Annotated in this window: 9 protein-coding genes and 1 pseudogene; 8 read left to right on the top strand and 2 right to left on the bottom strand. The window is 40.9% G+C overall.

Translation table 11 applies throughout. From position 1 onward, the window contains the following. Positions 1-19 precede the first annotated feature (19 nt). From nuoE to IPM71_11255, 4 genes and pseudogenes are all read left to right on the top strand, one after another. Positions 20-507, top strand: a pseudogene (gene nuoE, locus IPM71_11270) (NADH-quinone oxidoreductase subunit NuoE). A gap of 451 nt (positions 508-958) precedes the next feature. Next, complete coding sequence (locus IPM71_11265) at positions 959-1,252, top strand: RNA-binding protein (protein ID QQS50168.1); 294 nt, start codon at positions 959-961, stop codon at positions 1,250-1,252. A 12-nt stretch (positions 1,253-1,264) separates the two neighbouring features. Then, positions 1,265-1,462, top strand: a complete 198-nt coding sequence (locus IPM71_11260; protein QQS50167.1) for a cold-shock protein — start codon at positions 1,265-1,267, stop codon at positions 1,460-1,462. Between the two features lie 196 nt (positions 1,463-1,658). Next, the gene (locus IPM71_11255) at positions 1,659-2,375 is read left to right on the top strand and encodes a hypothetical protein (protein ID QQS50166.1); all 717 of its coding nucleotides are present in this window, start codon (positions 1,659-1,661) and stop codon (positions 2,373-2,375) included. 53 nt (positions 2,376-2,428) lie between these two features. Here IPM71_11255 and IPM71_11250 read toward each other — a convergent pair whose 3' ends face one another. Further along, positions 2,429-6,331: a starch-binding protein gene (locus IPM71_11250; protein QQS50165.1), complete on the bottom strand. Its 3,903-nt coding sequence runs from the start codon at positions 6,329-6,331 to the stop codon at positions 2,429-2,431. A 394-nt stretch (positions 6,332-6,725) separates the two neighbouring features. Then, a complete protein-coding gene (locus IPM71_11245) occupies positions 6,726-8,018 on the bottom strand; it encodes an O-acetylhomoserine aminocarboxypropyltransferase/cysteine synthase (protein ID QQS50164.1) in 1,293 nt (430 codons plus the stop codon). A 277-nt stretch (positions 8,019-8,295) separates the two neighbouring features. Between IPM71_11245 and IPM71_11240 the strand changes: the two genes are divergently transcribed. The 4 genes from IPM71_11240 to pyk all read left to right on the top strand — a co-directional run bounded on the left by IPM71_11240 (position 8,296) and on the right by pyk (position 12,109). Then, positions 8,296-8,721 carry a winged helix-turn-helix transcriptional regulator gene (locus tag IPM71_11240; protein ID QQS52826.1) on the top strand — a complete coding sequence of 142 codons (426 nt, stop codon included), beginning with the start codon at positions 8,296-8,298 and terminating at the stop codon, positions 8,719-8,721. Positions 8,722-8,808: 87 nt separating this feature from the next. Continuing rightward, positions 8,809-9,459 (top strand): NAD(P)-binding domain-containing protein, encoded by a 651-nt coding sequence (locus IPM71_11235; protein QQS50163.1) that lies wholly within the window; start codon positions 8,809-8,811, stop codon positions 9,457-9,459. A 68-nt stretch (positions 9,460-9,527) separates the two neighbouring features. Beyond that, complete coding sequence (locus IPM71_11230) at positions 9,528-10,412, top strand: NmrA family NAD(P)-binding protein (protein QQS50162.1); 885 nt, start codon at positions 9,528-9,530, stop codon at positions 10,410-10,412. A gap of 263 nt (positions 10,413-10,675) precedes the next feature. Then, complete coding sequence (gene pyk / locus IPM71_11225; protein ID QQS50161.1) at positions 10,676-12,109, top strand: pyruvate kinase; 1,434 nt, start codon at positions 10,676-10,678, stop codon at positions 12,107-12,109. The last annotated feature ends 411 nt before the right edge of the window (positions 12,110-12,520 follow it).

The raw sequence follows: 12,520 nt of genomic DNA, 5'->3' as shown, positions 1-12,520 counted from the left end.
AATTCGTAATTTAAGGAATATGTCAAATATAAAAGTTGAACTTAGGAGAGATCAGATTGAAAAAATCAAAGAAATCTGTCAGTCATTCCAGAACGATAAGGGTGAGTTAATCAACGTTCTTCACAAAACACAGAGCACCTTTGGGTACCTTCCTGCCGAAGTGCAGGAGGTAATTGCGAGGGAAATGAATGTGTCAGTGGCCAAAGTGTATGGAGTAGTAACCTTTTACAGCTTCTTCACTATGATACCAAAAGGTAAGTATCCGGTGTCGGTTTGCACTGGTACTGCTTGCTATGTTAGGGGTGCTGAGAAAGTACTGGAAGAATTTAAAAAGCACTGAAAATACAGGTTGGTGAAACCAGCAGCGATGGCAAATTCTCTATTGCCTGTTTGCGTTGCGTGGGTGCTTGTGGTTTAGCACCTGTAGTAATGGTAGGAGAAAAAACCTATGGCCGTGTTTCTCCGGAAATGGTGAAAGATATTATTGCCGAATACCAGCAGGACTAAACTGCACGAAACTTTTCTACAACAAACCCTGCCCAACAAGCAGGGTTTGTTGTTTTTTTGAAACAACTGGAGTATACTGTTTTCGAAAGACATAAAGCCATTGCAGAACGGGCATTCTAATGAGAAAATATTCGTGCCAAAAACATTTCTATGAAAAAAAGAGGAATTTTTTACTGAATCTCCGGAAGAAAGATTAAATTTGCCTCAAAATAAGCCATGAATATGGCTCAGTGTATTAAATAAATTGCTTTAGCAACAAAGTACAGGAAACCAGCCTTACATACCCTTCTCTCTTCAATCCGTGAAGAAAATCGAATCCATTTCTTTTTTTATGTCCAGATCAGAAGCCAGAGCAAAGATGTTTAGGCAACTTTCCGCACCATATAATTAAGGAATAAAACCCAACTGGGTATTGCTCAATAAATTAAACTATTATTTTAAATTTTGTAAGATGAACATTTTTATTGGAAACTTAAATTTTCGTTTAAGTGAAAACGAACTAAGAGAAGCCTTCGAAAAATTTGGCGAAGTTAGTTCAGCTAAGATTATTACAGACAAAAACTCTGGCAGAAGCAAAGGTTTTGGCTTTATCGAAATGGCCGACGACGAAGAGGCTCAACAAGCCATCGAGGCACTCAATGGTACCAACTTAGGTGGCAGAGACATCAACGTTAACCAGGCACGCGAGCGTGTGGAAGAAAACGGAGGTGCAAGAAGAAGTAACTTCAAAAGAAGGGAATATTAATACCTCCCTGAGATGAAGGGTACAGTAAAATGGTACGATACCACAAAGAACTTTGGCTTTATTTTATCAGAAGACAATAAAGACATCTTTGTGCATCGCTCCGGTTTGAGAGATCCGAAGCAAACCCTCGAACCCGAACAGAAAGTTGAGTTTGAACTGGGCGAAGGCAAAAAAGGGCCAATTGCTGTAAATGTAAAAATTATCGATTAACTGTTCGAATTGCAACATAATAAAAGCACACTTAATCAAGTGTGCTTTTTTTTTCATTATTATTGAAAGAAAATAGAGAATTACTCCCTTGTATAGAAACAATATATCTTGAACTTCGTATTCTTCCATAAAATATTTTGCGAATCTGTTCGATTCATTACTTTTTATTAACGATTTAAAAAAAATCGGGACGATAATGGCTGCTAAGAAACTTTTTATTTTCGCTTTAATCCTTTTGAATATAACGCTTTACGGCCAACAGGAAATTGATAGCCTTAACCTGAATCTGATCCCCTACAAAAAGGTTAGAAACTATATTCTCGAAATTAAAAACCAAAACATTTGTCTCTTTAGCGAACTTAAACCTAGTTGGAAATCAGATTATTCCAATACCGGCTACCATATTCAGGAAAAAACATATTTTGTTAAAGATAATCTTTCAAAGGTTTGGGATAAATACCGAACCACCAGCCCTGCCGAAGCCTGGCATGGAAAAAAAGTAATGTTTGGTTTTATGTTCTCAAAAAAGAACAACGAACCTGTTTTTGCAGGAGATGACTTTGCAGAAATCGATACGGGACAAGTGATTTTTTTAAATCTCAAATTATTAAAGTTCTACAACCTTGCCATGGCCTTTGAAATTATTTCGGTGAATACAGAGAACAAAACAATTGAGTTTAGCTACATCGACGGAAATGTATCAAGCGGTAAACAAAGCCTGCAATTTCTTACAACTGCCGATGGATATACGCAAATAATTCACAGCAGCTTTTTTGCAAGCGATTCGAAACTCCGCGATAAGGTGCTCTATCCTTTTTTTCATACACGCACTACCAACGAATTTCACCGCATAATGCGTAAAATTATTTCTCAGGACTCCGCATCCAGTTCCGAACTAGCGCAGCTGAAATAAAAAAGGCCGCCCTATAATAGAGCGACCTCACTTCTTGAAAAAAAAACGATGAATTACTGTACAAAAAGTTTTTCCTGGTAATAATCCATGCTTATTGCATTTCTCACTGTAATAAAATAAACTCCCGAAGACAGATCTTCAATATTCAGGGTGGCCTCTGAACCAGTAAATTCTAAAACCTGAATAAGCTTTCCTGCAATAGTAAAAAGACTTACATAATAAGTCGAAACGGTCTCAACTGGCAAACTGATGGTAATCTCATCCTGCAGAACGGGGTTTGGGTAGATTCTCATACGTGATTGATTATAGCTTACATTGTCCATAGAAGTTGCTGATTTATTTGTTACCCAACCATTGTCGTACCAACTTTCGGCACAGATATTTTTCAGGTCTGGTGTTTGTGATGCACCTTTGTTGCTGAAAATTACATTGGCACAGCTTACGCCCGGAAGGGTATAGTCGTACCAGCCATCGCCATCGCTGTCGGTCATTGGCTGTCCTGGCCAGCTTGTTGTCAGGCTTACCGGACTTGTGCTCCAGTAATATATGTACACATTGGCCCAGCTCGATGGCTTGCGGCAATGAAGTGTAAGTCCAACAGGTCCTTGTCCCGGACATTCGCCCGGACAGCTTGTATACCACTGGCTGTTGCTGTAATACCAACCCGCATTGCTGTATAGGTTACCCGTCTGGCTGCCCGATCCGTTGTTGAATACCATGCCTACATTTACCGTTTCGCAGTTTACATGGTAGTACCAGTTAGTTGTTCCCAAACGTACCATGTTCACTCCCGGCCAGGTCCAACCAGGGAGACCTGTGCCATTGGCATTGAACAGGTAGATCTTTACTGTGCTCCAGTTGTTCTTGTTGTAATAGAAAATGGTGTCGCACTGGTTTTCGACAAGGGTATATTGTTCGTCTATCTCGTTCGAATAGCCATTTGCGTTCGATGCGATGGCACGTAGGCGGGTACTGGCTGTAAGGCTTATGCTGCTAGTGTAATTGCTTCCCGTGCGTGGGTCGTTGCCATTGAGGGTGTATTTGATCACTCCCGACTTGGTAGCACTCAGGCTTACATCCAGGGTACCGGTAAATTCCTTTCCGGTTGGGTTCACTGTCAGCACCGGCTTCGGATAGCTAATTGTATAGGTCTGGTCAATTTCGTTCGACTCACCAAAACTATTGGTGGCAATAGCTCGCAGTCGGGTGGTAGTTGTAAAAGTTAAACTACTTGCATAGGCCGAACCACTGCGAGGATCGCTGCCATCGGTGGTGTAACGGATTACTCCAGAATTGGTAGCCGAAAGCGTTACTGTCACTGTGTTCTCGTAGCTTCCTCCAAGGGGCGAAACCGAAAGTACAGGCACCGGTGCAGTTGGACAATCGCCCGGACAGGCATCGTACCATTGTTTGGTGTTAAAGTCGTACCAGCCTTCGGTGGTGCGGGTAAGGTCGGCGGTTTTTAAGCTCCCCCCGTTGTTGATTACTATACCCGTCTGTACGCTTTCTTTGATGGTGTATTTGTACCACGATGAACCCTGCTCGCGTTCCATGTCAACACCCGGCCAGTTCCAGCCTGGTAATGCTCCTTTGGTAGCCCAGTTAAATAAATAAATGTTTACATCGCTCCAGTTCGCAGTATTTTTGAAATGGACTGTTACTTCTTCCACATCGCCAAAACTATAAGTTCGGCTCACCACATCCGACTGGTTGCCTTTCGAATCAATGGCAATGGCCTTTAAACTGGTGTTTTTATAAAGCTTAATAGTTCCAGAATACAAGGTGGATTGATTTGTTGGAGTAGTCCCGTTAGTTGTATAATAAATATTTACTGAGGCTCCTGTGGCGGTCGTTGTTGCATTCATGTTCACCTCTATGGTATCGGAATAATTACCATCTGGTGGAGTTACTCCGAGTGTTACCTTATCGGAGGAGTTATATTGCCCAACATACACATGCTGAATGGGAGTCTTAAAAACGTTGCCCTTTATATCCGTTGCTTCCACATAATAATCCACCAATACATTGGATAACCCTTTTATCTCGGCATAACACAAATCGGCTATTTCGTCGGGGAGAATAAAAAAATCGATATTGGGGTTGTTGGTCACATTTCCTTTCGGAAAGGTCTTTTGAGTCATTGTAAGCGATGCCCAATCTGCTACACCTTCACCTCCGGCATAAGTGTCGTTTGCATTGTCAGAAAGTGGATTCAAACCATCATCGTCTGTACGGTATTTTAGCTCAACCGACTGCAGTCCACTTACATCATAAGCAAAGGTCCATACATGAAAATCGGAAGAACTTTGAGTTACTTTATATCCGTAAACAGGTCCAAATTCTTCTCCACCAGGATTATAAGGAAAACGCTGGGGAATAAACACAGTAGGACCTGTTCGGTCAGTACCAGAATGTTTGCTGATTTCATTTTTAGCAAATGCTATGGCATGATTGCCTGCCAAGGATTGCTTCACTTCCATATCGCGGCTATCGCCATAATACATATAGCAACTTGCCAGCGAAGGAAGGAAAAAATGCCAGGCCTTTTCCGCATCACTTGCAGATGCATCAGGATAAATTATCTTGGCAATATTGGTACCGCCAGCCAGGTCCTCTGCCATCCATACGAAGTTTTCTGCTGCGGTGATTACCGCAAAATTGCGGGCATCTTCAGTCCATCCATTCGGATCAAAACGATAATTAGTTTTATCGTACAAAGGCCATAGCCAATTGATAAACTGTGGATGGCCCCAATCATTCTCGGCATTCACCCACGATCCGTCTTCTACTCTTACTACATCATTTTCCGGAGCCGGATGATCGTTCAAAAACTGTTGAATGGTAGTAGGTGTATAGCCCTTATTTGCAGCTGCCTGTGTAAAATTAGGCACTGCTTCTTGATAATAACTACTTCCGCCACCCCAGGCATTATCACCATCATGTGCCAATAAAACAATTGAGGGTTGTGCCGGATTATTGAAAGGTGCTATGTGCGCATCGATGAGCTCTGTCCCCTGAGCCGAATATCCATCCTTGTAACTTAAAACATCGTCCATTGGCACTACAGTAATTTTATATTCGACACCAGTTTCAGGGTCGACATATTTTGCTTTGTGTGCCTGATAGCTATAGGGAGCTGCATTGGTTCCTCCCCTTCCATCTTCTGTACCACTCCAATAGTTAACTCCCTTTGTAGATACTTTATCAGCTTTGTTCGGGGGTGAAATATTACAAACACTTGTTCCATAGCTAAGAGGGAAATCATCAAGCGTGCGCGATAGGTGACTGTTGGCCACAATGCTCCACTCAAAACCCTCCTGCACCAATACCTTTATAATTCTTTCAGAGAATGAACATTCAGCAGGCCAATATCCTTTGGAATACGGATCTCCAAAATTCTCAACAGAGATATGCTTATTGGCTTGCAATTCTTTCGCCAACGAACGTTCGCTGATTAGAGGAGATAGCGCATGGTGGAAGGTAAAACCAACCATATCTAAGCGCGGAGAGCCTCCGGAAGTTTTCCAACCTTTGGCCTCACGGAAATAGTTTTGCCAACCCGTTTTATAGCCAAAATAGTCTGCGGCAGCAAGACTGTTTACGTTCTCCATCAGACAGCCCGAATAATTCACCTGAGCGCCGGCTTCAGGAAGATGTTTGATGCGATCAACTGAGTTACGGGGAGTCCATTGGTAGGCATTTACACGATCGGCTTTGCCAAATACTTCATTTTGAAGGTCGTGCATAGGATGAGCCTTGCCATCGCTGTAAATGTTTCCTCCACTATTCAGCAGGTCGTACGATTCGCGCACTACCTGATAGCGGTTTGGGTTCGCCTGACTCTTTTCGGGCCAGTAAATAGGCTGTTGCATGTGCCACAGGTAAGTTGTGTGTACCTGAGCCATTAGGTTGCCTGCCACAAACAAAAGTACAGGCAACAAATTAAGTTTTTTCATAGATAAGTTAGTTAGGGTTAAACTATCACGCAAAGTGTGTCGCCAGCAAATTCTACTTTTAAAATTATTTGAAGAGAGCAATCAAATAAGATTAGAGATTAAAGTTGCTTTAGAACAGTGCGTTAACGTGTCCAAGGTATTGATTCTCCTTTACTTACGGGAGCAATATAAATTCAGATATGTCCTAATTTCAATTTAGGAATTGAAATTCAATGCATTATGCTTATTCGGCCAGAAGGCCAATCTGTATTTAATATTAAATTAGTCTTAAATGTGTCAGGTATCAATTTATAGCACGCTACGCAGCACTTCTGAAACCATAAAGAGTGTGTCAGAAAAAAAAGAAGCTACTCCAAAAAGGAATAGCTTCTTTGCATAACTCTTCATGTGTATATTAACCGCGTATAACCTGCATTAAATCCGATTTAATGTCGTCGATGTGTTCAATGCCTATAGAAAGCCTCAGCATTCCGGGTTCAACCCCTGCGGCTTTTTGCTCGGCAAGGCTAAGCTGCTCATGGGTTGTAGTACTAGGATGAATAATAAGCGTTTTACTATCGCCAATATTGGCCAGATGGCTGATTAGTTTTACTCCATTCACAATTTTTTCGGCAAATTCCGTCCCACCTTTTACTTTGAAAGTAAGCACACCCCCAAAACCTCTTTTAAGGTATTTCTGGGCTATTGAATGGTAAGGACTGTTTTTAAGTCCCGGATAGTTCACCTTTTCTACCCAATCCTGCTCTTGCAACCATTGAGCAATTGCAAGTGCATTTTGTGTAATCCGGTCCATACGCAAAGACAAAGTTTCGAGGCCCTGTAACAATAGAAATGCATTAAACGGACTCAGCGCATTTCCATAATCGCGCAAGCCTTCTACCCTTGCCCGGATAATAAAGGCTATGTTTCCAAACTGGCTTTCCGCACCAAAAATATCCCAAAAACGCATCCCATGATAACCTTCTGATGGTTCGGTAAACATAGGAAACTTTCCATTGCCCCAATTAAAATTTCCACCATCTACAATTACTCCACCAATACTGGTTCCATGGCCACCAATCCATTTAGTGGCAGACTCCACTACTATGTTGGCCCCATGCTCCAGGGGACGAAACAGGTAACCAGCAGCGCCAAAAGTGTTGTCAACAACCAAGGGTATCTGGTGTTTTTTTGCTACTGAAGCAATTGCTTCAAAATCCGGTACATTAAACTGAGGATTTCCAATGGTTTCGATATAGAGCGCCTTGGTATTGGAATCGATTAGCTTCTCAAAGTCTTCAGCCTTATCGCCATCGACAAACTTCACCCCAATACCAAGCCTCTTAAATTGCACTTTAAATTGATTGTAGGTCCCTCCGTACAGAAAAGAAGTAGAAACAATGTTATCGCCCGATTCAAGAATGTTGGTAAGTGCCAGAAACTGCGCCGATTGCCCCGATGAAACAGCCAGAGCAGCTACTCCACCTTCCAGAGTAGCTATTCGCTTTTCGAATACATCGGTAGTAGGATTCATGATTCTTGTGTAGATGTTACCAAACTCCTGCAATCCGAAAAGCCGTGCAGCGTGCGCCGAGTCTTTAAATACATAGGAAGTAGTCTGGTAAATAGGCACAGCGCGCGAAAGTGTTTCGTCAAGCTCATGCCCGGCATGCAATTGCAATGTCTCGAAATGGTAAGATTGTGACATAATATTCTTATAAAATTGTTTAACAAATAAGTTTTTAGCCATTCCAAAGTCTGGCTTCATTTAATCAGATTGAACCTACATAAACTATACTTTGCTTCAGAAAAAGTTATTATTCCTGCAAATCAATCTGATTTTTGCTCAAAGAAAAACAATTTCTCAGAAAAAACAGATAATATTGAAGTATTTTTTCATACCATTCCTATCTTTTTTGTAGGCTTTAAAAATTAATTTGAATTTGTTTGTATATACAAATATAAACTTTACCTTTGCAAGCACTATGACATGCGACCGGAGTAAATATTGTGGATGTCTTTATTATTCAGCTAACGCTTTGGCGCGTATTATGACCAAGATGGCGGAAGAAGAGTTTGCTGTTACCGGGCTTGCCCCCTCGTACGCCTTTTTGCTGATGACAGTCAATGCCAGGGAAGGTATACAACCAAAAGAAATCAGTGGTATCATGCAACTGACCCCATCGACGGTAACCAGACTTATTGAGAAAATGGAACACAGGGGTTTGCTCACTCGCCAAACATCGGGTAAAAATACAGAAGTGTACCCCACAGAATTGAGCAGAGAATTGGATGAAAAAATAAAAACTGCCTGGATGGGTTTGTTTCAAAGGTACTCAGCTTTATTAGGCGAAGAATCAGGAAAACAACTCACTGAGCAAATAAACAATGCCATCACTAAACTCGAATAGAGTAGAAAAATAGAACAGCATAAGGGCTTAATCGGCCCTTTTTTAAGAACTATATATTTGTATGTACAACCAATTTAACAATCAATTATGAAACACAAGAAAATTGGAATTATCGGATCGGGTATTGTTGCCCAAACACTGGGAAGTGGATTTGCAAAACATGGATTTGAAGTAATGCTCGGAACAAGAGACACTTCGAAATTAATAGAATGGAAGTCGAAAGAAGGCCAAAATGTAAACATTGGAAGTTTTGAGCAGGCTGCAAAATTTGGCGACATGATAGTGCTGGCAGCAAAGGGAACAGTGGCCAAAGAGGCCTTGAAAATGGCAGGAGCCGCTCACCTCAGAGGAAAAACCATTATCGATGCCACCAATCCGATAGCCGACTCAGCACCCGAAAATGGTGTGCTCAAATTCTTTACCAACCTCGACAAATCGCTTATGGAAGACCTTCAGGAGGCTTTTCCCGAAGCAAACTTTGTAAAAGCCTTTAATAGTGTAGGTAGTCCGTTTATGGTGAATCCTCCGTTTAAAGAAAAGCCTACCATGTTTATTGCAGGTAACAACGATGCCTCGAAAAAAGAAGTGACCTATCTCAATGAATTATTTGGATGGGAAACCGAGGATATGGGAGATGCTGCCGGAGCAAGAGCCATAGAACCTTTGTGCATGTTGTGGTGCATTCCTGGTTTACGTGAGAACCGCTGGAATCATGCCTTCAGACTAATAAAAGTCTAATTCCGAAAGGAAAATTCCTATAAAGAAATCAGAATTGAAAAAATAAATAACCAAAAAAACGAAAAAATATGTATGCAATAACAGGAGCCACAGGCAATACAGGTAAACCAATTACGGAAGCACTATTGGCAGCAGGAAAAAAAGTAAGAATTATTAGCCGAAGTGCAGAAAAAGCAAAAGAACTCACCGATAAGGGAGCCGAACTATTTGTAGGTGAAACTTCCGACTCAGAAGTTCTAAATAAAGCCTTTCAAGGAGTAAGGGCTGTGTATGTAATGATTCCGATGGATTGGAAATCGGACAATTACACTGCACACCAGGAAAAACATGCCAAAGCCATGGCAGAAGCCATTCGAAAAAATGGCATAAAATACGTTGTCACACTCAGCAGTCAGGGTGCTCATCTCGAAAAAGACTCGGGAGTTGTTTTAGGATTGCATAAAATGGAACAAATCTTCAATTCCATCGAAGGAATCAACGTATTGCATCTCCGACCGTCTTACTTCATGGAGAATACTTTAGGAATGATAGGTCTTATTAAACAAACAGGCATTATGGGCTCACCGCTGAAAGCCAACCTACCCCTTGATGTTATAGCTACCCGCGATATTGCACAATATGCGATAAAAAGATTACTGGCACTTGACTTCACAAATAAAACGCACCAGGATCTGTTGGGAGCACGTTCTGTGACCTATGCAGAAATGACCAAAGTTTATGGGTCAGCAATTGGCAAGAAAGACCTGCAATATGTGGAGTTCTCGTTTAATGACTTTAAAAAAGGGCTTATCGAAAACATGGGAACTTCGGAAAACGTAGCAGACAATTTCAATGCATTTATCAAAGCTGCCAACGATGGTAAAGTAATGATAGCGAAGCGCACTGCCGAAAGCACTACACCCACCACCATCGAAGATTTTGCACACACCTTTGCTTTCGTGTATCAACAATAAAAAAATATTCTATTCACTAATCAGACAGGGACAACCATAGGAGTTGCCCCTTTTTTTTTAACATTGCATAGAAAGGTTGTTAAAAAACCTCATGAATGAGAGTATCGACTCAGAAGTTTGAGTAAAAAGATTGATTTTTAAAAAGAAAATTGAAAAATCAGGTTGAATTAGAGCTATATTTCAAGCCTTATCTGTCGCTATATTTAGAATATCGTTCTATTTTTGTAACTTCTAATTTCATCATTAATAGATAGCCTCCTAACATGCACACGAATCATCATTCTCTCACAAAAATTATTGCTACCATAGGTCCTGCCTGTAACACCAAAGAAACATTAAGGAAAATGATCCATGAAGGAATTGATGTGGTAAGGCTCAATTTCTCGCATGGTAAGCATACTGATCACGAACCCGTTATACGAATTATTAAGGAGTTAAACCTTGAGCTGGGAACAAACGTTGCCATATTAGCCGATTTACAGGGCCCAAAATTACGTATCGGAGAAGTGGAGAATAATGGAGTTATCCTCGAAAACGGTAGTCACATTAAATTTGTATCGGAAGAGTGCATTGGCAGTGCTGAAAGAGTGTTTATGAGCTACAAACCCCTTCCAGTAGATGTGAACCCGGGAGAAACCATACTGGTAGACGATGGTAAAATAAAACTCGAAGTAGTTTCGACCAATCGAATCAATGAAGTTACCCTAAAGGTTATCAGCGGTGGAAAGTTATCTTCAAAAAAAGGAGTAAACCTGCCAAATACAAACATTTCCTTGCCTAGTTTAACCGAAAAAGACATTAACGACGCCAATTATGTGCTCGATTTCGATATTGACTGGATAGCACTTTCGTTCGTCCGAAATGCCAAAGATATTGCCGGCCTGAGGGAACTTATTCATAAAAAAAACAAACACACTAAGATTATAGCCAAAATCGAAAAGCCAGAAGCAATAGCCGACATCGACAATATAATTGATGCAACCGATGGGGTAATGATTGCCCGAGGAGATTTAGGCGTGGAGACTCCTTTTAATCAGGTGCCAATTTTGCAGAAACAAATTGTGCATAAATGTATTTTAAAAAGCAAACCGGTAATTATAGCCACCCAGATGATGGAAAGTATGATTACCAACTTCAGGCCTACCCGTGCAGAAGCTACCGATGTTGCCAATGCTGTGATTGAGGGTGCCGATGCACTCATGCTGAGCGGAGAAACCTCGGTTGGTGAATATCCGACGGGGGTAATCAGGGCAATGCAAGACGTAATCAGTGCTACCGAGAACAAAGGTTTTGAACTAAGCCATAACCACGAACCCGACCCGCGCAACCATAGTTACTTACCTGATTCGGTATGTTACAATGCTTGCAAAATGGCCGATCTAACAGGAGCAAAAGGGATTGTAGTATTTACTTATGGTGGAGGTTCGGCTTTTAAAGTTGCAAGCAACCGACCTAAAGGAAACATATATGCTTTCACCCCATTTAAAAATGTAATGACACAATTGAATCTCATTCGAGGTGTACAGTCATTTTACCTCGAACCTGAATCGACTATAAATGATTCTATTAAAGTAGCTACCCACATTCTCAAACAAAACAAATTAATTAAAGCAGACGATGTGATGGTATTTATTGGTGGTATACCTATGGTAGAAAAAGGTCCGGTTAACATGATGAAGATTGTAAAAGTCTTATAGTAGTTTATCTTTCTTTCCAATTAACAGATACCGAAAAGGTAACTGTCTGAAGGCATTTCGGTAAATTCCAAATTCATACCGCGATATCGTACGACGGTAAATACTCATTTCATTTTTGGGGTTTTACTCTCATTTTTAGGTATTTGCACCAATACCCCAAGATAGCAATGGGCCGTATATTTGTATAAAGAAACATTTAAAACAAGATTATTTTTTTTCATAGATTTTCATGTAGGGTTTGGTTGGATTTAGGTTGAAAAGAGGTTGCCTCACCAGGCAGCCTCTTCTTCATTTAAACAAGGCACAATAATTTGATTGATAAGAAGAAACCAGACCAGAAAGAATTAGCTCTGAAAAAAGTAAAATCTTATTGACGGAAAACACACAAAGTATTTTAGGGAATTATACCTC

Source organism: Bacteroidota bacterium, from assembly GCA_016699695.1.
In the GTDB taxonomy this organism is placed as follows: Bacteria; Bacteroidota; Bacteroidia; order Bacteroidales; family UBA10428; genus UBA10428.
Note: the sequence above shows the minus strand (reverse complement) of the source record. Positions and strands in the feature narration are given on the sequence as shown.